General features: G+C 43.9%; 15 protein-coding genes and 1 pseudogene. 11 read left to right on the top strand and 5 right to left on the bottom strand.

Annotated elements, in window-relative coordinates; translation table 11 throughout:
* Positions 1-30 precede the first annotated feature (30 nt).
* A complete protein-coding gene (locus tag V144x_RS07920; RefSeq protein ID WP_144983883.1) occupies positions 31-1,212 on the bottom strand; it encodes a M20 family metallopeptidase in 1,182 nt (393 codons plus the stop codon).
* A gap of 214 nt (positions 1,213-1,426) precedes the next feature.
* Here V144x_RS07920 and V144x_RS07915 point away from each other — a divergent pair, with 214 nt between their 5' ends.
* The 4 genes from V144x_RS07915 to V144x_RS07900 all read left to right on the top strand — a co-directional run bounded on the left by V144x_RS07915 (position 1,427) and on the right by V144x_RS07900 (position 6,065).
* Positions 1,427-2,371 (top strand): SMP-30/gluconolactonase/LRE family protein, encoded by a 945-nt coding sequence (locus V144x_RS07915; RefSeq protein WP_144983880.1) that lies wholly within the window; start codon positions 1,427-1,429, stop codon positions 2,369-2,371.
* A gap of 323 nt (positions 2,372-2,694) precedes the next feature.
* Entirely contained in the window at positions 2,695-3,882 is a 1,188-nt protein-coding gene (gene odhB, locus V144x_RS07910; protein WP_144983877.1) for a 2-oxoglutarate dehydrogenase complex dihydrolipoyllysine-residue succinyltransferase, read from the top strand.
* A 61-nt stretch (positions 3,883-3,943) separates the two neighbouring features.
* Entirely contained in the window at positions 3,944-5,326 is a 1,383-nt protein-coding gene (gene lpdA, locus V144x_RS07905; protein ID WP_144983874.1) for a dihydrolipoyl dehydrogenase, read from the top strand.
* A 1-nt stretch (position 5,327) separates the two neighbouring features.
* The gene (locus V144x_RS07900; protein WP_144983871.1) at positions 5,328-6,065 is read left to right on the top strand and encodes a lipoate--protein ligase family protein; all 738 of its coding nucleotides are present in this window, start codon (positions 5,328-5,330) and stop codon (positions 6,063-6,065) included.
* A gap of 33 nt (positions 6,066-6,098) precedes the next feature.
* Here V144x_RS07900 and V144x_RS07895 read toward each other — a convergent pair whose 3' ends face one another.
* Positions 6,099-7,547, bottom strand: a complete 1,449-nt coding sequence (locus tag V144x_RS07895; RefSeq protein ID WP_144983868.1) for an MATE family efflux transporter — start codon at positions 7,545-7,547, stop codon at positions 6,099-6,101.
* A gap of 445 nt (positions 7,548-7,992) precedes the next feature.
* Here V144x_RS07895 and V144x_RS07890 point away from each other — a divergent pair, with 445 nt between their 5' ends.
* The 4 genes and pseudogenes from V144x_RS07890 to V144x_RS07880 all read left to right on the top strand — a co-directional run bounded on the left by V144x_RS07890 (position 7,993) and on the right by V144x_RS07880 (position 13,774).
* Positions 7,993-10,014: an ABC transporter ATP-binding protein gene (locus V144x_RS07890; protein WP_197998817.1), complete on the top strand. Its 2,022-nt coding sequence runs from the start codon at positions 7,993-7,995 to the stop codon at positions 10,012-10,014.
* 184 nt (positions 10,015-10,198) lie between these two features.
* The gene (locus V144x_RS07885; RefSeq protein ID WP_144983862.1) at positions 10,199-10,804 is read left to right on the top strand and encodes a hypothetical protein; all 606 of its coding nucleotides are present in this window, start codon (positions 10,199-10,201) and stop codon (positions 10,802-10,804) included.
* A 153-nt stretch (positions 10,805-10,957) separates the two neighbouring features.
* Positions 10,958-11,050: pseudogene (locus V144x_RS28990) on the top strand (MJ0042-type zinc finger domain-containing protein); the annotation flags it as partial.
* Positions 11,051-11,068: 18 nt separating this feature from the next.
* On the top strand, positions 11,069-13,774 hold the full coding sequence (locus V144x_RS07880) for an alpha/beta hydrolase family protein (RefSeq protein WP_197999000.1): 2,706 nt from the start codon (positions 11,069-11,071) through the stop codon (positions 13,772-13,774).
* A gap of 36 nt (positions 13,775-13,810) precedes the next feature.
* Here V144x_RS07880 and V144x_RS07875 read toward each other — a convergent pair whose 3' ends face one another.
* Entirely contained in the window at positions 13,811-15,079 is a 1,269-nt protein-coding gene (locus V144x_RS07875; RefSeq protein ID WP_144983856.1) for a hypothetical protein, read from the bottom strand.
* A gap of 381 nt (positions 15,080-15,460) precedes the next feature.
* Between V144x_RS07875 and V144x_RS07870 the strand changes: the two genes are divergently transcribed.
* A complete protein-coding gene (locus V144x_RS07870; RefSeq protein ID WP_232102754.1) occupies positions 15,461-19,162 on the top strand; it encodes a [protein-PII] uridylyltransferase family protein in 3,702 nt (1,233 codons plus the stop codon).
* 278 nt (positions 19,163-19,440) lie between these two features.
* Positions 19,441-19,746, top strand: coding sequence for a hypothetical protein (locus V144x_RS07865; protein ID WP_144983853.1), 306 nt, complete (start codon positions 19,441-19,443; stop codon positions 19,744-19,746).
* Positions 19,747-19,839: 93 nt separating this feature from the next.
* Here the strand turns inward: V144x_RS07865 and V144x_RS07860 are convergent, their stop codons facing one another.
* Positions 19,840-21,165 (bottom strand): sulfatase family protein, encoded by a 1,326-nt coding sequence (locus tag V144x_RS07860; RefSeq protein WP_197998816.1) that lies wholly within the window; start codon positions 21,163-21,165, stop codon positions 19,840-19,842.
* A gap of 574 nt (positions 21,166-21,739) precedes the next feature.
* Between V144x_RS07860 and V144x_RS07855 the strand changes: the two genes are divergently transcribed.
* Positions 21,740-22,108, top strand: a complete 369-nt coding sequence (locus V144x_RS07855) for a hypothetical protein (protein WP_197998815.1) — start codon at positions 21,740-21,742, stop codon at positions 22,106-22,108.
* A 67-nt stretch (positions 22,109-22,175) separates the two neighbouring features.
* On the opposite strand, the gene V144x_RS07850 is transcribed toward V144x_RS07855, so the two are convergent.
* Entirely contained in the window at positions 22,176-22,925 is a 750-nt protein-coding gene (locus V144x_RS07850; protein WP_144983846.1) for an endonuclease/exonuclease/phosphatase family protein, read from the bottom strand.
* Positions 22,926-22,933: the final 8 nt, after the last annotated feature.

Here is a 22,933-nt window from a genome sequence, read left to right as displayed (position 1 = left end):
AGAAAAGACTGCCTCGACTTGCTCATCTTATTATTCAATACGGCCTGCGTTCGCACAGAATTGAAAATAAACTTCTTCGGCCTTCAATAGCTGGTCGATTTCAACCCACTCATCAACTGTGTGTGCCTGCGCAATGGAACCGGGGCCGAACACCATCGCGGGTACCCCTCCCTGATTGACGCGCGCGGCATGTGTGCCATAGGGAACGCCTACTTTCTTATGACCAGATTCTACCGAATCGATGACAGAGAGTAACTGGTTGCTCCATTCGCCATTATTATGATCAGAAAGAGAAACACCGGTAATCCAGGGAGGCTGCATTTCAAATTCGAACGGCAGTTTCTGTTTGAGAAATGTTTCTACCTGATTCATTACATCAATACCATCTTCACCCGGAATCACACGGCGATCAATTTCTATCGTGCAACTGTCAGGCACAATGTTGACACTCTCCCCGCCTTCAATCACGCCGACACTCAATGTCGGCGGACCGCATAAAGGGTGGGCTTCTCTTTGCAATAATTCTTCGGCATGTTCCTGTAGTGCTTGCAAAACATCAGCCATTCGGTAGATGGCATTGATCCCATCCTTAGGCTGAGAACTGTGACAGGCTTTCCCTGTGGTTTTGATTTTCCAGCGCGTCGCACCCCGATGAGCCACGACAATATCCAACATTGTCGGCTCAGCGACTAATCCTAAATCAGGCGGCTCTGTCAATATCTGACTGAGACCAGAAGGTTTCTCCCAAAGTTTTACAAGATGATTGATTCCTTGCACTGTTGCCTCTTCATCACAAGTGCAGGTTAGAATCACATTAGCTGCATCAGGTGGATTCTCTTTTACCAGACGCGTAAATGCCATCAACATCGCTGCCATACCACCTTTGACGTCACAGGCGCCCCGTCCATAGATGCGTCCCTCTTTCTCGGTACCTTCAAAAGCGGGAACAATCATCGCCTCTGCGGGAACGGTATCCTGATGTACGTCCATTAGAATCGTTGGTCGCCCCGGCTTCAGACTGGTACGTGCAATGACATTATTTCGACCGGGAACGACTTCAATCGATTCATATTCCACTCCCAATTCAGCAAAATAGTCACATAAAAACTGAGTCAGTTTACCTTCGAAATAGATATCACCCTTTACCGCGCGCCCCATGGGATTCACGCTGGGGATGGAAATGAGTTGTTTGAGCAGCCGGACGGCATCCATCTAGATTAACTTTCTTCTGTCACTTATTTATTCATTTGTAAAGGCAATTCGTGTCTTTATCTCTCATCAGCCAGTTTCCTGCATGCGAGACCTGATTTCTACTGATAACGCATTCCGATTCTTTAGATGGTTGAATTTTATAGGGTAAGCAGGCTCTAATAGAGGATAATTGTGTTCCCCCTTTAGACTGGCCTCGTTATCCAAGGAGCCTTTGATGCGAAACTTATTTAACTGGACTATCGTTTCAGTAACTCTGTTACTGATGTCAATTCATGCCTTAGCAGAACAAGACTCAAAGATTCCAGGCATCGGCCCTGTGGGTAAACCGGTGAAACTCTTTACCGATTTTAAATTTACAGAGGGACCCGCATTTGATTTGAAAGGAAATCTCTACTTCACTGATATTCCCGATAACAAAATCTATAAGGTCAATTCAAAAGGAAAGCTCTCCGTTTTTCTGGAACCTTCAAATCATTGCAATGGTCTGATGCTGGATGGTGCCAATAATCTGCTGGCGTGTGAAATGGATGGGCGTCTTGTAAGTATTAATCTGAAAAACAAAAAGGTGACACCTCTGGCTACGGAATACCAAGGCAATCGATTTAACGCGCCAAACGACCTCGTGGTTGACCGTACAGGTGGGATTTATTTTACTGATCCGCACTACCGGGCCCCGGAACCTCTTCCTCAGGGAAAAACCGCTGTTTATTATCGAGCCGCTGACGGAAAAGTGACACGCCTCGTTGACAATCTCAAGGCTCCCAACGGCGTGATTCTGTCTCCTGACGAAAAAACGCTCTATGTCATTCCCAGTATGCAGAAGGAAATGTGGGCCTATCCCGTCACTGCACCTGGAAAGATCGGCAAAGGGCGCGTTTTCTGCACTTTGCAGCAGCAGGAAGGATACAAAGAACCGGGTAGAGGGGGAGATGGCCTTACAATTGATACGAAGGGAAACCTCTATATTACTTCAGGCCTGGGCCTGCAGGTTTTCTCACCAGAAGGAAAACTGCTGGGAATCATTGAAGTTCCTGAAAAACCCGCAAATGTCACATTCGGAGGGAAAGATAACTCAAGCCTGTTCATTACCGCACGCACTTCGCTTTACCGTATCGATACGAAGGCCAAAGGGCATCGTTTTCCAGGCAAATCTTCCTGATTCAAGCAATACAACTGATAAGACTTGTTACGTCTGTTTCGGTTAATACCGCAGGTAAAATTATCTGAGCGCTGGTCTGGCTGAAAAGCCGATAAATAGGCCAGCGTTCTTTTTATTTAGCGAGCTGTCCAGGCCGAATTTTGTCTGTCTTCAGTTTCAAAATCAAAATATTTTTTCTGTTTATCATCTTCGATACACACGGGAATTGTGCTGACATTACCTAGAAGTCATAATCCCTTTTGCTGCTCGAAAAGTAGAAAAACGTCTGGCGAAAGTCTAGAATAATACGTTTTCCCGATGACTCGGTTGGAGAATTGTGTCCGATGTCTATTGAAATTAAAGTTCCCTCCGTAGGTGAGTCCATCACCGAAGTTCAGATAGGCGCCTGGCATGCCGAAGAGGGAAAATGGGTCGCGCAGGATAGTGAAATTGTCGAGCTAGAGACCGATAAGGCGACCTTTGATGTTCCAGCTCCCCTTGATGGTAACATAGTCGAAATCCTGAAAAAACCGGGAGAAACTGCGTCCGTAGGTGAAGTCATCGGTTATCTTGAAGAAGCCGAACGCCCGGCAGGAGTCGACGAGCCCGAACCTGCCAAAACTCCCGCAAAGTCAGAATCCGTCTCTGCTCCCTCAACAAGCAATGAAGCCACCACAAGTTCCGAAGAACGCGTTATGCCAGCTGCGGCCAGGGTCATGGCTGAAAAAGGGCTGAAACCATCTGACCTCACAGGTACTGGTCCCGGCGGTCGCATCCTGAAGGAAGATGCACTCAATTTCCAAGGTTCTTCTGCTTCTGAGAATGGCACCTTCCGCGAAGAAGAATTTGTTCCCATGAGTCCTATCCGTAAAAAAATTGCGGAACGGCTTGTGGAAGCTCAATCGAATGCTGCTTTGTTAACCACGTTCAATGAAGTGGATATGTCAGCTGTGATGGAATTGCGGTCACAGTACAAAGAAATGTTTTTGAAAAAATACGATGTCAAGCTCGGCTTCATGTCATTCTTTGTTAAAGCCGTTGTCGACGCTTTGAATTTATTTCCCCAAGTCAACGCAGAAATCCGGGGAACGGATCTCGTCTTCCGGAATTATTATGACATCGGAATAGCCGTCGGTGGTGGTAAAGGTCTGGTAGTCCCGATCCTGCGAAATGCGGAACGACTCAGCTTCGCTGAAATCGAACTCAAGATCAGTGACTTCGGCCAACGTGCACGCAACAATAAAATCAGCCTCGACGAACTCCAGGGTGGGACATTCACTATCACCAATGGAGGCGTCTATGGTTCTTTGCTTTCAACTCCCATAGTCAACCCACCCCAGAGTGGTGTTTTAGGAATGCATGGCATTCAGGAGCGTCCGGTTGCAATCGATGGCCAGGTCGTGATTCGCCCGATGATGTATATCGCACTGACTTACGATCACCGTGTCGTTGATGGCAGAGAAGCAGTTGTCTTTCTTAAGCGAATCAAGGAAGCTTTGGAAGAGCCAACACGAATGTTGATGGAAGTCTAAAAATCACTCGCTCATTTCAAAGGCATTGAAAGGTTTCCTGCGACACCAGGAAAATTTGAACATGAACCACGATCTGGTTGTAATCGGTACTGGTCCCGGTGGTTATATTGCTGCAATTCGTGCTGCCCAGCTTGGTTTGAATGTTGCTTGTATCGAAAAGGAAAGTATGCTGGGAGGTACCTGCTTGCGTGTCGGCTGTATTCCCAGTAAAGCGCTTCTGGAATCCAGCGAACTTTACAAAGAAGCCGAACACAGTTTCAAAGACCGTGGTATCAACGTGGGTTCGTTAGAACTCGACCTCGCGAAAATGCTGGGACAAAAAGACCGCATTGTTAAAACAATGGCAGGAGGCATTGGCTCTCTCTTCAAGAAAAACAAAATTACGCGTTATACAGGTCATGCTACTCTCATCGCTCCTGGAAAAGTGAAAGTAGATGATGGCAAAACAGTGAACGAACTCGATTCAAAGTACATTCTGATCGCCACAGGCAGCCAACCCTCCACACTACCTGGTATCACATTAGACGGCGATCGTGTAGGAACAAGCACTGAAGCTCTGAAATACGAGCAAGTTCCCAAGCATCTCGTCGTCATCGGAGGTGGAGTGATCGGTTTGGAACTCGGTGCAGTCTGGAGTCGATTGGGATCCAAAGTCACGATTCTGGAATATCTGGATCGAATTCTACCAACAACCGACAGCGAAATTGCTAACGAAGCACAAAAAATCTTTGAGAAACAGGGACTGGAATTCCAACTAGGCTGCCGTGTGACTGGTGTAAAAACAAATCGAAAGACCTGCGATGTAGAAATTGCTGATAGTAAACCGGTTCGCTGTGATCGCGTTCTGGTCGCTGTGGGTAGACGTCCCAATACAGATCAACTGGGTCTGGAAAATGTCGGCGTTGAAGTAGACAAACGCGGATTCATTCCCGTTTATGAACACTATGAAACTTCTGTAAAAGGGATCTTTGCCATTGGTGATGTGATTGGCGGCGCGATGCTGGCACATAAAGCCGAAGATGAAGGTGTCGCCTTTGCCGAACATCTGGTGACGGGCTTTGGGCACGTCAATTACAACACGATCCCGAGCGTCGCGTATACGAATCCAGAAATTGCTGCAGTGGGAAAAACAGAAGATCAACTCAAGGAAGAGGGAGTTGAATATCGAAAAGGTTCTTTTCCGTTTATCGCCAACGGCCGCGCACGAGCAATGGGACAAACAGAAGGTCGAGTCAAAATGCTGGCTGACAAACAAACAGATCGTGTTCTCGGGGTCCACATCATCGGCCCTCGCGCTGGAGATTTGATCGCTGAATGTGCAGTGGCAATGGAGTTTGGAGCCAGTAGTGAAGACATCGCACGCTGCTGCCATGCCCACCCCACATTAGCAGAGGCAGTAAAAGAAGCTGCGTTGGCCGTTGATGGACGCACCTTAAACTTCTGATATGCTTCCGTTAAACTGCCACTATTCTGAGACAATCTTACCAACTCCTGCAGAAAATCTGGCGTTGGATGAAAGTCTACTCTATCAAATCAACGAACAGGACTCCGCTGGCTGTCTCAGAATCTGGGAGGTTGATCAATACACGGTTGTATTGGGTAGTTCTAACCAGGTTGCTGCCAATGTGAATCTGGCTGCCTGTCGACAGGACCAAATTCCCATTCTCAGACGCTGTACCGGTGGTGGTACTGTTTTACTCGGTCCAGGGTGTTTTATCTATTCTTTGTTTCTACGAATCACAGCTAACCAGCATCTCATCGGCATTGAAGCGACGACTAGAGAAATCTTAGAACAGATTTGTGTTTCGTTAAACAAGCGAAAACCGGAATCCAAAATTGAAATTCAGGGTATCAGTGATTTAACTGTTCAAGGGCAAAAGTTTTCTGGCAATTCTCAACGCTGGTTGACTACCACGCTTTTACATCATGGTACGATTCTCTATGACTTTGATCTTGATCGTATTCCCCGCTACCTGATCAGCCCAGAACGGGAACCAGAGTATCGATCTGGGCGCGATCACCTTGAGTTCGTTATAAACTATCCCCACAGCCTGTCAGAACTGAAAGAGGCTTTCATTGAAACCTGGAATGCCACTGCACCGGAACCTGAACTCCCGTTAGACAAGATCAATCAGTTGGTCGTAGAAAAATATGCGACGGAGAAATGGAATCTCCGCCGCTAATCTAAGCCTATTGATGACCAGACCATTAGACATTCAAGTTAATGCTTCTTGAGCCGGACGTTCTTTATCTTCAGAAATGGGGTCCGCAAAGTGATCTTCGATTACCCGCATCTTCTTCCAGTGTCCTGCTTGAAATCGAATTAGATATCCCAGCCCCAATACGCCTATATAAGAAGTACAAGCAGCCCAACTGTAAAATAATTTTTCGTCTGAATACATCCAGATGATAAATGTAGGGATGACCATGATTCCCCAGCCGGTCACAAGTGAATAATACAAGCAGAATCGGGTATCTCCGGCTCCTCGAATTGCGGAACCAAAAATCACAGCCATTGCATCAAAAAATGAAAACAAAGCGGCAAATCGTAACAAGACAATCACCATCTTCTTGACTTCCAAAAACTCAGCCGTGATCACTTTCGGTTCGTAAGGTCTTAGTAGTAACTCGGGTAACCCGACATAGATGACTGCGAAAAGCAACATATATGCCGCGGAAACCGCATAGGCTTTCCATGTCGTGGTCACCGCCAATTGAGGCCTGCGTTCCCCAATTCTCGTCCCCACTAACGTCATTACGGCTGTCCCAACCCCCATCATGGGGATAAACGCTAAGGAGTTGAGATTAAAGGCAATAGTGGTGGCTGCCAGTTCGGTCTTTCCAATTCGACCAACTAATACGATGAATAATGTGAAACCAACGACATCGACAAAGTAAAGCATCCCATTCGGAAATCCATAGCGAATCAATCGTTTAAATAAGTCTTGATTCCAGCGACAATTATTAAATAACCCATATTCTTTTGCTTCATGATTTACAAAGATGATTACCGCGTAAAAAATAACCGTGCAAACATTTGCTAAAACAGTAGCAATGGCAGCCCCCTTGATTCCCATCTCGGGAATCGGACCTGCACCAAAAATCAACCAGTAATCCAGAACGATGTTGACTGATACACTGGCAAGATTCACCCACATCACAACCATGGTCTTGCTGCGCCCCGTATAAAAACAGGAAAGGACTGTTGAAACTAATGCAGGACCTGAAGCCAGACACAAGATGGAAAAATAATCAACTTCCAACTTCTGAACGGCTCCGACATGACCAATCCAATGGAAGAACGTTCCAGCAAATGGGATTCCCAGTAATAAAATTCCCCCCCAGATCAGAGCCATATACAGTCCCTGCCAGACAGATTCCGAAACGCGCTGCTTCTGACCTGCTCCTTCATACTGAGCAACAAACGTATTTACATACGTTGCTTTACCCATCGCAATCGACATAGCCGTCCATTGAATCATCCCTGCAGGCAATGCTGCAGCCACAGCGTCAGTAGACCACCATGTTAAGAAAATCCGGTCTACCACATGCATAATGGAAAGTGAACCGCAACTCAAAACCAGGGGAACGGCAACATTAGCCAGTTCGCGCAGACTTCCTGGCCGCACGAGCGAATCTTGAGTATTGAGGGAAGGGTCTCCCATTACACTGATCCAATCAATGGTTAAAAGAAGCCCGAATACAATCGGAGGGATTGCAGAGAAGATTTACCGAAGCCAGGAATTTAAGTTTGCAGCATATCACAAACCGCAGGAAATACCCCTCCCAAGACACATTCGATGAACAATTAGTTCGCAATAAAATTACAAATGATTCCAACGACAGGTTTTGAAAAAGTGCTCATATCAACACGTACCAGAATTTCGTCTGGACCTGAACTCCATTTCCTAGTCTAATTCGCGTTTTCCATCGCAAAACCACTCTGAAAGTGTACGCGAGAGGATTCGATACAGGAATCAGACAAAGACCATAAACCATTTATTAAAATAGACTTAACGCACATAATCTTCCTCAGATACCCGAGTAGACACTGTGAATCACATAACCAGAATCCTATCTTATGCATGGCCGTTTCGCAGACGTTTGGTCGTGTCTTTCTTTTTTGCCCTTCTGGTTGCCCTGTTATGGGGCGCCAATCTCTCCGTCACGTTTCTTGTTGTCAAAGTCTTGTTACAGGGCGAAAGTCTAAGCGGTTACGTACAAAAAGAAATCAGCCTCACTGAAGAACTCATTCAGGAGAAACAAGACGCACTTAAAGATATCACCCGTGCAATTCATTCACAAAATTTGGAGGCTCAACCAGACAACTCCACAGGAGACGAGTTCACTCAAACTGATCTGGCCACAGCACCAGTCAATCTGCTTAGCGACCAATCTCGGCAACAAAGAAAACTGAGTAATGCCTCTCGTAAGTTATTAGCCCTCAAGTGGATTCAATCTACAATTATCACACGTATTCCAGATGACCAGTTTGACACGTTCGCACTCATTCTGGGACTTTTGTTGCTGACAACCCTCGTTAAAGGTCTCTGTATTTTCACACAAGATGTATTGGTGGGGGGCGTCGTAGAATTAGTAACGATGTCAGTTCGAAAGGAATGCTTTCGCAAAGTTCTTGACTTGGATTATCAAAGTATATCCGATGAGGGAACCGCTTCACTCATGTCGCGTTTTACGTTTGATATGCAGCAACTTTCGCAAGGTTTGACCTTAATGGGTGGAAAAATCATTCGTGAACCCCTAAAAGCGCTGGCCTGTATGATCTTCGCGTTCATGGTCAACTGGCGTTTGACACTTCTTTCATTTGTATTTGCTCCTCTGATCGCAATTGTCTTCTATAAAATTGGGAAGACCCTGAAACATGCCAGCCAAAAAATGATGGAAAGCATGTCTCGGATCTATAAAACGCTTGAGGAGTCCTTTGAAAGTTCAAAAGTGATCATCGCGTTTAACGGCGCCCGAAAACACCGCAGTCGGTTTCATCATGAGAATAAAGAGTATTTCAAAAAAGCATTAAGTATTGTCCGCATTGATTCATTAACGAGCCCGACAACAGAAATGTTGGGATTGATGGCTATTTTTATAGCCTTAATTCCCGGTTCCTATCTTGTATTGCGTGGCAAAACCGAGATCTGGGGGATTCAACTGGCTTCGGCCCCCATGGATATTGCGACTCTCTCGATGATGTACGCTTTGCTCGCTGGAATCTCTGATCCTGCTCGAAAAATGTCATCCGTCTATTCAAAATTGAAAAAAACCATTGCTGCTGCGGAACGCATCTTCTCGGTCATTGACCGCGAAACACTGGTAAAGGAAGCTGATGCACCTCAACGTTTTCCTCAGAAACTGGAATCGGTCCATTTCAAAAAGATCGACTTCACTTATGCACAACGTAAAGAGTCGACAAGAAATAATGAACCGATCCTCGATGGTGTGAATCTGGAAATTTCCGCGGGAGAAGTCGTACTGGTTGTCGGTGAAAACGGTTCTGGAAAATCGACGTTAGTCAACCTGCTGCCTCGCTTTTATGATCCCGATAAGGGCAGTGTTTTTATTAACGAAATTGACACCCGTGATATTCGGTTAAGGGATCTTAGAAACCATATCGGTGTCGTCTCACAGGAAACGATGTTGTTTGATGATTCCATCCTCGAGAACATTCGTTATGGTCGGCCTAATGCCAGTCGTATTGAAATAGAAGCTGTTGCAAAAAAAGCACATGTTTCACAGTTTACTGAGCAACTCCCCGATGGATTGCTTTATAATGTTGGTGAACGAGGGCATGAATTATCAGGTGGGCAAAGGCAACGTATTGCTTTGGCACGTGCGATTCTGCGAGATCCTGAAATTCTGATTCTCGATGAAGCAACATCGGCCATTGACTCACAAAGTGAAATTCTGATTCACAAAGCGCTAAAAGAGTTTGCCCCTGGACGAACCGTATTCATCATTACACACTCTGTCGGTCAAAGCCTGCTTGAATTCGCAACACGCATTGTTGTGATGGATTCTGGTAAAGTAGTTGCAACCGGACCTCATCACACTCTCGTAGAAACCTGTCCTCATTATCAAAATCTGTTGAGCGCACAAGTTCGACAACGTTCTGCTTAGAGATCCAATTGAAGGGAGAGAGAAGTTTTCGTCTTCACTCCCTGCTGTCGTTTCGTTTAGAAAAATTAGATTGAAGTTCTCGACTCAATAGTCTTTTTAAATGTATCACGATCGCAACGCAAAATGACGCTACATATTTGATAACCTGTCTTCCCTTAAACTCTTATAGAAACAGGAAATGAAAATGCTCAAATCAACTCTCGCTGCTGCCCTGATCGTCCTTTTTGTTGTCTGCTGGATGCGAATGGACTCATCTTTTTTCCCCGAAACACATGCCGATGCACAAACATCGCCAAATGACAGCAATGAACAGGATAGAAGGTTTCTTGAGCAATATCATGAAACGCAATTTGATCTGGAAGATCGACTCAACAAAGCAAGACAAGCAAAAAATGAACGAGAAGTTGAAAAGGTAGAACGACAATTACAAAAACTCCACCGACAAATTCGTGAACACCACCGCGATCACTCTCATGATGCACATCGAAACCGAGAACAGCATATTGATCAACACAAACATCGCATCCAGAAAATGCATCTCGCAGCGGAGCATTTAGAAGAGGCGGGCTTGGGCAAACTGGCAGCTCAGGTACATCGACAAGCCAAACAGCAGGAAATCCATCTGCAAGAACAGATTGAACGTGCAATGCAGCATGAACACAGACCGATGCCACATCACGAAACACACGAATTACTGCATCAGTTAAGAAATGAAGTTCGAGAATTGAAAATCGAAGTGCAGGAGCTCAAAGAAGTTATTTCGGATAGATCTTCAGATTCCGAAGAGTAAACTGGGACGCCAACTCAGTCATTTTTTTAAATAAATTGAGCAAAAACCACCATTTGCAACGTATAAAAACATATCGTAAAATAGCCGCTTTATGCCTCAATTCCTTTGTTTTGATGACTGAACTAAAACTCCACAACTTCGAAAACCCCATCTATGACAAATCCACTTTCGATCAAATGCCCGCATTGCACTGCGTCTTTTAAAATTAAAAATAAGTCTGCTTTTGGAAAAAAGGTGAAATGCCCTAAGTGTGAGGCTCCTTTTGTGATTCAAAAGCAATCCTCAGATCAATCAACACGTCCCAGGACAAAATTAAAAAAAGCAATCCCGGAAGAGAATTTCTTTGAGGACGAATCAAACTCGTCTACTGACATGTTCAATGACGATTTTGAGGACTGGGAAGATGACTTGAGTGGCGGTTCCGTAGTCAAACCAAGTGTGAAAAAAAAGAACAAAACACCAAAGAAGAAAAAGAAATCGCCATCTGATTTTTCTTTAAAAAAATATGGATTGACTCCCTTTATCGCTGTTACGTCAATTGGATTAATCCTGTTAAACCTGGTTCTCTTTCTGATGCAGAGCCATTTTTTAATGTTGGCTTTTATGCTGACATGTATTGTTGCTATTGGCTGTGTCTTTGCTGGTGGTCTGGGGTTACTGATCGAAGCCGGCAAAGAAAGTGGCACCGAACTAATTCTCTGCCTGATTGTTCCTCTATACAACGTGTATTTTGCAATCTCCCGTATTGAACAAACCAAGCAGTCACTGGCAACGTTTGTGACAGGAGCACTCTTATTGCTCATTTCTTTCACCCTGACATTTGGAAGCTTAATTAGTATTTCCTCAAGCCGAAGTCCCAGTTTTACTGCTCCCGATTCTGCCGAATTCAATGAAACCTCTCAATCTAGTCCAACATCGATTAGCAACATCAACAATCAACTAAGTAGTGACTCTCGAGGCCATTTTCCCAAGACCAGGCAACCAAACTCTCCGACTCGTTCTTCAAATCAAACACAGCGCTCCAAATTCGATCTATCTCAGATTAAACCAATGTTAATGAGTTGGCCAGCAGAAGGCGCCTCAGGCTTTAGCGTTTATAGAGAAAGAAAAACAGCGTCTATCGGCAAAGTCTATGAGGCACAAAATTCGAGAAGCTTCGAAGGAGAATCTCCAGCTGGTGCCAATATGAAATTCAGGGTATATCTGCCACCAGATATTGATCCGGCTTCACCGGTCCCTTGTATTCTAGTGCCTCCAGCCGGATCAAATCTGCTTACTGGAATGGAGATCGACCCTCCAGATTTAATGCCAAACCCGGAACACGAACCCTACCTCAAAGCCGGATTCGCTGTGATTACCTTTTCTCTGGACGGCCACTTGTGGAGACGTGAACAATCAACAAATTTCGAGGTAAAAAACGCTCATAGCGATTTCAGGAAAAGTAAAGCAGGACTGGTTAATTGTGTACACGCGTTTTTGGAAACACAAGCTGTAATTCCGGGAATTGATAAAAACAACGTCTTTATCGCAGGTCATAGTTCAGCGGGAACACTCTCACTGTTATTCGCAGAGCATTACCCTCAAGTCAAAGGCTGTCTGGCTTACGCCGCTTCAGTTGATCTTAAAAAATCTATGGCAGAATATCTGCCTACAATAAAAGCGGTCATTCCAGATGTGGAAGACTTCCTCAGACTCAGTTCACCTCAATCACATATTAGTAATCTTACCTGCCCCGTATTTATATTTCATTCACGTGAAGATCCTGTTACGTCTTTTACAAATTCACAGAATTTTGCCTCACAATTAAAAACACAAGGAACTGAAGTCGAATTCGTAGCAGGAAATGGTAACGATCACTACCAGACCATGATTGACGAAGGTCTTCCAAAGGGAATTGAATGGATTAAAAAACAAATCGCAAAGTCGAGCTCCTCACAGACTGATACACAAATGGCTGCCAGCAAAGGACAGAACCAAACAGCCCTTCAAAATGCAAAAAATCTGATCGATGTCACCAGACGGAAAGCCACTTTTAAAGTAAACGGTTTTGATGAATTCTATGAAAAAACACTGAAAGAGAAGCCTGACTTTTGGAAAAGTTCAATTGTCGACAAGATTCAGCTTGGACTGGGAGAAATTGTTCCCGGTCATGCAAGAGGCTCAGCAAATCTGGATCTGGAACAGATGACTCTTAGTTTTGAGTTTACTGGGGACCTGCCTTCAGATATTCCCCAAAAATTTGCAGATAACATCTTTGCCAAATCCATCATATTGGCTGAAGAAGCCCCTAAAATTGAAGAAGCCAGTAGTAATCCTAACTCTCGAATCATGGATTCTAATTATCTTACGTTTCGCATCAGAACATTAAATCGTCTCAGGTTCAACAAAAACTCTTCGCCTAAAGTCGCGGAAGTCAATCTTCAACAAATTAATCGCTATGTTCCTAATTCATTGATCATTAATTATGCTGACAAGTGGATCTATATCAAGTTGAAAGGTTTAGGAGATAAATCTGAAATCGAACGAGCAGCAGTCAATGCATTCTCGACTGCTGGCCTATTTGTGTCTCCTAAAAAATTTGACCTTTCTCCAGCAGACCTAGCAATGCATCGGGCTTCAAACTCCCCAAACACCACATCAGGAAAGAGGACGACAGAAAAGACTTCTACGAACTATCCGCAATCAGATAAGAAACAGAAATACGTGATTCACTATGGTGTTTACAGCGGCAAGTCCATCAAAGAATCTGTCAAACGAAGTTTAAAAGGATTTGTCTGGGTTGATCAGAAATCGATTCAGTTCAATCCCGATTCCAAAGAAATTTCATTTATCAACAGGAGTATTGTGGATGATGGTGCACTTGAACGCGCATTAACGCGCAATAAATTCTATCAGCTCAATATCACTAAAGAGGTGATTCCGGAAGTAGAACCAACACCAAAGAAAGAAGAAACGAAAGCCGGAACGTAATAAACTTGTTTTTCTTAGTTCACCTTCATCCTCTGATCAGGATGTTCCTACAATCTGGGAAATGTCGATCAGATGCAATTGTCGTCCTTCATTCTTGTGTGGGCTATCGATGCACACATAACGTGAGTTAGGGCTGAATCGAGGGTGTGTATCAACGCGCCATTCACCGGTATAAACTTTCGGCGAGGGAAAATGCCCGAGATCAATTCGCTTGCCTCTTTCCACATGATACAGGTGGGGCGTCTGAATGCGTTCCTTTCCTTTAGGATAGGTATCGTTCAAGATCCACTCGTTGCCGGGGAGATAAGTTAAATGTCCGCCGCTATCGAGAATCCCTTTTCCGATTTCCTCGAGTTTAGACTGAGCGACATCGCGCACCAGAAAATCGCCCCAGGAACGACTCTCGGGAGTTGCTTTGGACTGAGCAAGAATATGAGAGGGATCTCGCCAGATAAAATGCGAAACAAAGCCATTGTCGATCACAACTCGTACATCGCTACCATCAGGTTTGGCAGTAATCATCCGGGAGAGTCGTTTTCCATTCGGATACTGCCAACGGTGCAGAGTAATAAATCGAGAACCATCGGGGCTGAAGAGTAAATGGTTAAAATAATGTTTGATGCCCTTTTGCTGTTTCGGAATGGTCCCCATTCTGGAAATCTCATCCAGAGAAAGAATCATTTTCGTTTTTCCCGTTTCAAGATCGACATGAAAAATCCCGGAATCCTTGGGAGCCAGATCTTTAAAATGAGGATCAGGAAAACCGGGATAGCCATAACCGGGGCGCACATCCTGAATTCTGCGAAAATCAGGAGTCACCGCAGTCTTGCCATCAGGGCTTACCGAATAAATGGGCGAAGGTATGGTACGCCCCTTCCCCGATTTGACATCCAGAATACGACTGACAAACTGACTATCTTCACGATCGTTCCAAATTATTTCGGAATCAGAGCCAGGTAACCATTGTAGCATGCATCCCTGCTGCCAGGCCCAGGCGGAGGATTCTCCCAGCTCAATCCATCGGTCTTGATCCTGTAGATCGACCATCCCGATTTTGATGACATCATCTGCCCTTGGTGAGCGATGTTCGAATGCGACTTCCATTCCCAGCACGTAACGGCTACTCGGATCAAACTGTAACTTATCATAATACCCAAACCAATGGTGGCGTGGGCCCCTGGTGATGACACGCGTTGGTGGGAACTTGGCAGCTCCTGCAAATGTAGGATGAGACAGAGCAACTGCTCCCATAGCACTTAGTAATTGAGCTAAAAAATCGCGACGATCGTATTGTAGATTATGCATGACTCGGTTTCTCAGTGATAAGAATGACACAATTTGAAAAGAACCTGCCGACTCTTCTCGCACCTGATTCCAGAGTAGAAAAATGATAACGGAAAATCAACCAGTAATTGCTATGAGGTCATCAACGACTCAAATTGATCCTTGAAGAGAGTTTTACTCGTCTTCATCAGGAACCATTACTGAGTCATTTCTTCGAATCTGAAAACAGGTCTGTTATAATTTAACAGCATTCTGCGGTACTCAGCTTGATTATTCTGGTTCCGCGAATATAACAAGATACGGGTAAACTTATTTCTTTGAGTACTCTCTCAAAACAGAAGCCCCTTATTAATCAGATACCTGAATGGACTGGTATTAACACAAGCAGGCTCAACAAACCTCATGAATAAACCCCTCATTACCGAAAATCCAGCAAAACTACTAGACTCAAATGTGCCCATTGCTGATGCAGACGTGCAGAACATCCTTTCCGAAATTGGCTTTACTGACCAGGAACGTGCGCTGATCCGCTTAAGGGAAATGTGCTCAACTGAGCGCATTCGCACAGAATTAACACTGATCCTCCCTACGCTCTTGCAATCTCTTTCTGATGCAGCCACTCCCGATGGTTCATTAATTAATTTTGAACGTTTTATCAACAGTGTCTCCAATCCGGAAGCAATGCTCAGCTTTCTGACAGAAAATCCGCGCGCTGTCGAAATACTGGTAAAACTGTTTGTGGGAAGTCAGTTTTTATCAGAAATCCTTTTAAAAAATCCGGATTATCTGGAGCGACTGACCAGTTACAATCGCATTGCTGAGTTTAAGAGCCAACAGCAGTTCTATTCAGAAGCAATGGCTGCGGTGCGATTGGAATCCAAATCAACGGCAGAAAAATTCGATGTACTCCGACGGTTCCAACGCTGGGAACTGTTGCGAATTGGAGCCTGTGACACATTTGGTTTGATGGATCTGAAAAACATCACGGTTCAACTCTCATTGCTCGCCGACGGTTTGGTCCAAACCTGCCTGACAATTATTTCAGAAGAACTGGAGTTGTCAGTAGATGATTTTGCCGTCCTGGCGTTTGGAAAGCTGGGAGGCGAAGAGTTAAATTATAGCTCTGATATTGATCTCGTATTCATTGCGGGAGCGAACTCGACACAATACTGGCAACTGGGACAGCGTCTCATTAAATCACTGATGGAATCAACGTCTGAGGGATTTCTGTATCGTGTGGATATGCGTTTGCGCCCCTGGGGTCGATCAGGTGCCCTCGTCACGACAGTTGATGCTTATGTTGATTACTTTGCCAAACATGGACGTCTCTGGGAAAAACAGGCGATGTTAAAGGCACGCATCATTGCTGGAAATCAGAAACTGGGTGTTGAATTCTTTCGTCGGATTGAACCACAAATCTATAACTGTGATCAGGAAGCGGTTAGAAAAAATGCACTGGAGATGAAACAACGCATTGAAAAAGAACTCAAAAAGAAGGGGAAAAACTGGGGCGAAGTCAAATCCGGAAAAGGATCCATCCGGGATGTCGAGTTTACCACTCAATATTTGCAAATGTCCAATGGCGCAGATTATCCTGCTGTTCGTAGTATCAATACGTTAGATGGTCTCGTAAGACTGGTTGATCATGGATTAATTCAGGCAGATGAATATCAACACTTAACCAGCGGTTATGTGTTTTTTCGAAAAATCGAACACGCTCTTCAGTTGATGCATTATAACCAGGAGCACCTCATGCCAACTGATGAACGCGAACTGGCATACCTCGCCCGACGACTCGATTTTCGTGATGGTCAACAACTGGTTCAATTCTATGAGCAGCATCGCAAAGCAGTGAGAAAAATATACAAAAAATACATCTATGACCCAGTTTTACCTCACTCAGAAAATGGCTCGGCTGACTCAGAACAAGAAAACCATCTGATCGAAATGATGTCTGCTTCCTATTCTAAAGTGTTTAACGAAATAGAAATTGAAAAACACAGTAAGATGGCCAAGAAACTGGGTGATTCCAACATAGTAGAAATTGAAACGGAAAACTTACCTGAGACACAGATTCGACTCACGATGGTTGGATTTGATCAAATTGGAGACTTATCTTTAATTTGCGGTCTTCTGTTTGTATATGGTTTTGATATTCAAAAAGGTCACCTGTTTACGAATCAGAAAGTCAGACCCGTTGTGGCCTCAAAAGGTCGATCTGCCAAAGCCTCTGAAAAATCGAAAAACCCTCGTAAGTTTGTCATTGTACTTGATGTCAAATCGCCAGCCGCAACTGTAGAGCCAACCGTTTGGGTAAACTATAAGAATGATTTAACGGAACTGTTAAACAAAGTTGAGTCGGGAAAAAAGCGGGAAGCAGTAGGTGAACTCGCAAAGCGGGTCGCAGGTGCGTTACGCGATCTATCACATGCCAGCCAGGTTCTTTATCCCGTCGAGATTGAATTAGATAATGAGTCAGACAGCCGATACACCATTTTACGAATTCAATCCGAAGACACAATTGGATTCCTTTACGAACTCACCAATGCACTTTCCATGAGCGGTTTCGACATTGTGCGAATGGTCATTGATTCAGAGGGAGCGAAAGTCAGTGACTTACTTTACGTAACTGATGAAAAAGGAGAGAAAATTAACTCAGAGGAACAACAACAGGGCTTACGAGCCGCTGTCGTGTTAATCAAACATTTCACTCACTTATTACCACGATCTCCCAATCCAGAATCTGCATTATTACATTTTAGAGAATTTCTGGAACAGCTTTTCAAGCAACCGAACTGGGTTGAAGAAATATCTTCACTCGAACGCACGAGCGTTCTCAGTGCGTTAGCAAAACTTCTCGGTGTAAGTGATTTTCTATGGGAAGATTTTCTGCGATTGCAACATTCTAATCTGTTCCCGGTTGTGGCCAATGTGGAAGAACTACAAAATCGCCTCTCCATCGAAGATCTGAGAGCCGAACTTGCCAGTGAATTGGAACAAGTAACTTCCCGCGAAGAGCTATCGGAAAAATTGAACGCCTTCAAAGATCGGGCAATGTTGCGCAAGGATATGAGACATATTTTAGGTCACATTTCTGAATTTGGGCAATTTTCGGAAGAACTGACAGACGTAGCAGAAGTTGTTGTTCAGGGAGCTTATGAAATCTGTGATCAAGAGCTTCAAGAACGGTATGGAATTCCCACCTTAGAATCGGGAGAACCCTGTTCCCTTTCAATTTGTGCTTTAGGAAAATGTGGAGGACGTGAACTCGGCTTTGCTTCAGACATCGAACTCATGTTTATCTATGAAGGATCAGGTCAAACAACAGGAACGGAAGTCATTACCAATAATGAATACTATCTGAAACTGGTCGAAAAGTTCACCAAGATGATCAAGGCACGCAGCGAAGGGATTTTCCAAATTGACCTGCGACTTCGCCCTTACGGGCAAGCTGGTAGTTTGGCTGTCTCTGCAGAAGCATTCCAGAGTTATTTTTCCTACGGAGGGGCAAGCTGGCCTTATGAGCGACAGGCTCTTGTTAAGTTGCGTCCGATTGCAGCTGACGAAGAATTCGGAAACCATGTCGTTAGAATGCGTGATGCAATCCTTTATTCAGGAAAACCATTTGATGTGGCAGCCATGCTAGCGATGCGCGAAAAGCAGATCCAACAATTGGTGAAAGGGGGCACAATCAATGCTAAACTCGGCGATGGAGGCCTTGTCGATTGCGAATATCTCATTCAAGGACTTCAAATCACCTATGGCCACCGTAATCCGATGCTACGCACAACAAATACATTGGAAGGGATTACTGCGTTGAAGGAACTGGGATTAATCAGCCCTGATGATTTTCAAAATTTACGTAACGCCTATATCTTTTTACGCAGATTAATTGATGCACTGAGGATGGTGAGAGGAAATGCAAAAGACTTAACAGTCCCCCCTCAAGAACAAGAAGAATTTGAATTTCTTGCTCGTAGACTGGGCTATGGTTCTCACACAAAAAAATTGCAGGAAGAAATCACTTCGACTATGGACCGTGTTCGTGACTTCAGTCGCTTATTAGAGCCAATCAAAGCTATGACTATTCGCACAAATGGCTAAGGTTCAAGACGACTCTGGTAATCTAATCCAGTGCACTAATCACTGTATTTGGTAGTTTTTTGCCGATCTCTGACAAAGTCTAGCTTCTTTTTGATGTCACATTTATCAATTTGATCTCACATTCTTTTGTAGTCGTAAATCTAATACGACCCGCAAATCTTACCCAATAAAGCACTTAGACCTTTTTCTGTTCAATTGGCACAATCGATGCTTTTATCACTCTTTAGAAGCGGCCAAGAATTAAGACAATTTGGTAATTTCTTTTAAGGAACAGAAAGATGAAAAAATTATTGATCGTATGCGTCGCCGTAGCAGGATTCACATTGATTGGAAATACTTCCACAGCAGATGCGGGTGTCAGGTTCAACGTTCAGTTTGGTAATGGATTTAGCGGATATTATGGTAACCGTAATTGCTATAACCGACCTTTTTACTATGGAAGACGACACCCGTTCTGGCATGATACTAGTCACTATGATTACCGTCCCGGTGGATTCTACCGACACGGAAACCATTTCCACTATCAGCCCGGGCGTTACTATTTTCACCGAACGGGACACTGGGATACGATTCACCACCATTGAGTTCAACATCCCTGTTCTTTGAGAGTGGTTGAATGAACAAAGGCAGGTCTGGAAGAGCAGACCTGCCTTTTACTCTGTTCACTGATAACATCTCTATTTTTCAGAACCATCCCACCATGCATTGGTTAGTTTCAATAACTGATTCGCCTTCTCAGGATACTCAGCTGCGAGGTTCTTTTTCTCAAAAGGATCTTTCGAAAGATTAAATAACTCCACTTTCTCGTTTGCGAGTCGAGGTCCGGGAATAATGGCCTTCCAATTTCCTTCAATACACCAACGATACTTGAGACTCGAAGCAGGATCATCAATGTCTACCATATCATGCTCATAAATATCGCCGAAGATGGCTTTTCGCTGTGTTTTCCCCCCATGCTCCATTACCTTTAACAGGTCAATTCCTTGCATCGCCTTAGTTGGTTTCAGACCGACTGCATACAACAAAGTCGGCACGATATCAATACTGCTGACGAGTGTGTCATATTCAGCCGGTTTTATTTTTTCAGGCCAGCGAAACATAATTGGAGTTCGAATTCCGCCGTCATAGGGACTGCGTTTTGATTTGGGTGCATATCGAAACCTGCGTTTCATTTTTTTTCGTTCCTGATTGGACTCAGGAACATATTGAATCCAGCCATTATCGGTCACATAAACGACAATCGTATTTTGGGAAAGCCCCTTTTGATCAAGATAATCCAGTAGCTGTCCACAAGTTTCATCAAACCATTCACACATCGCATAATAATAGGATAGTTCGATCGGTAGCTCAGAATTACGATACTTATCCAATAATCGCTTTGGTGGGTTATGGGGAGTGTGAGGCAAAAAAGGAGCGTACCACAAGTAAAAGGGATCTTTTCCACATTGATCAATAAACTCAAAAACAGGAGCCATCCCCTCTCGGCCAACTTTAAGTCCTAGATCTCCGTGTCTTCCTCCCCGTTTGGGATCACCATGAGTCATGGCAGAAGTAAAACCGGCTAGTTCCGGTTTACCTTCCCACCATTTTCCCGATTGGAAGCTCTGATAGCCTAGCTTTCCTAACATCGCAGGCAAACAATCTACACTCTGAACATGCTTTAACAACTTCTGTCGGTTCATTCCCTTAGGAGGATCGTTGCCTGTAATTTTATGTTGGTAAGGGTATAAGCCAGTCACAAGAGTCATCAGGCTGGGACGACACAAGCTAGTAGGAACGTAGCCTCTTTTAAATACGGCACTTTCCGATGCCAATTTATCTAAATTGGGAGTGTGAATAACTTCATGCCCCATAAACCGATAATCGTTCCATGCCTGATCGTCTGAGATAATCATCACAATATTCGGATGATCGGCCTTTGATTCTGCTCTTACAACATGGCGCGAACTTGTTAAGCAAAAAATTAGAATCAGTAATGTTGTAGACTTCCTCAATAAATTCACATTTCACTCCTCTAGTCTGAAGCAAGAAGACTTGTTTTAGTAACTCAATCCTCGCATTACTCAACTGGTTCACCATCCAGTTTTGTGAGTACATTATTGATGTGGGGAAAAGCAGAATTATTTTCAAATAATTCTTTAAATCACCCAACACGAGGCATTATAATAACGTAACAGATTGCAGAAGAAATACATACTTACGAAAACCACATTCAATTCATCCCACCAATTACTTCACTAAGGCCAATACCCTAAACAACTTACAGAAAAATGTGCAATTGAACATCAAGGTAAATTTGCACAAATTCTCTCCCTGTAACTTCGTAAGCAGTTAGATGACCAGAGGTGACTTTTTTGAGATCATTTTTCATATTTGTCATTCTTGATTCGAGTACCTTGGAAGCGTTGACAGCATAGAAACGGATAATTCTAATGTAGAAAGAACCATAACGGTTTTGTGGTTCAAAAGTTGAGTTTTTTTAATCGGGGCAACCACATCTTGATGCCTCAGATTGGCTCTAATCTGAGTATCAGAAGTTAGATGTCACTTACTTTTTGGAAGAAGATGAGGAAATTTATGCGGAACATAATTAACATTAAAACGGCTTTATTATTTGGCTTTGCTGTAGCAGGTTTATCTCTGATCTACACATCGAATGAAGTTGAAGCACGACCTAATTTTAAAAAGATCTGGGCTGAAACTTATCCAAATTCTAAAATGCTGGTCGCTAAGAAATGTGGTGTGTGCCATCCTGGAAAAACCAAAAAAGAGAAAAATGCTTATGCACAAGCAGTTGGTAAAGGTCTGGGAAAGCGAAAGCAAACTGACAAAGAGATCATTGTAAAGGCATTGAAAGCTGCTGAAAATATGCCAAGCCCTGTTGAAGGTAAGACATTCGGCGATTTCATCAAAGCGGATGAGCAGCCACCATCGAAAAAAGGATAAGCTAAAAGAATTCAACGGTTCATAAATTGTTGAATTCATCACAAACAAGTTCAAAGCAGGGCATTGATCAATGCCCTGCTTTTTTTATAAAGTCTTTTGCATGATGGTTTAAATGAAAATCGACCACCAGCGGTAAATGGTCTGAAGCTTCTCTTGAAAGTTTCGAGCGAGTCAGCTTCACATTTCTAACACCTATCTCTCCACGAATGAATGCCTTATCCAAAGTACCTACAGGCATATAGGCTGGAAATGAACGAAATTTCGAAGGGGGATGGGTGACTTCCTGAAAATCATGCTGCGAAAGTTGTGCTTTCGCCAATGTATTCCTCCAGTCGTTTGTATCACCGACCACCACAGTAGGATAGCCATTCCCTTCCTCAAACAATCGATGTGTCAACAAATGGTTAATCTGCCAGTGCCTTTCTTTCTCAGCCAATCCCAAGTGGAAATTGACTAATTGAAATGCACCTTCCGGGGAATCAACAATCGCAATTTGTGCGCCTCGCGATTTACGCCTTTTCATAGTCAGAGAGATCTGATGTTGAGAAATAAAGGGCCAACGTGAAAGGATTAAATTTCCATAGCCACCGGTCTTCAGTTTCACATTTAACTGGAATAGAGACTCAGTCATATTGAAATACTCAGCAAAGATTTTAGGCTGATTATTAAACCGGGAGCGTTTTACATTTCGATCTACTTCATGTAAACAAATGATGTCAGGGTTCTCTGATTCAATCACACTCAGAACTCGTTCCAAGCGATAACGCCGGTCTCGTCCACCAATTCCCTTATGAATATTGTAGCTTAATAAACGCATGCTCGATT

The organism is Gimesia aquarii (assembly GCF_007748195.1).
In the GTDB taxonomy this organism is placed as follows: Bacteria; Planctomycetota; Planctomycetia; order Planctomycetales; family Planctomycetaceae; genus Gimesia; species Gimesia aquarii.
Note: the sequence above shows the minus strand (reverse complement) of the source record. Positions and strands in the feature narration are given on the sequence as shown.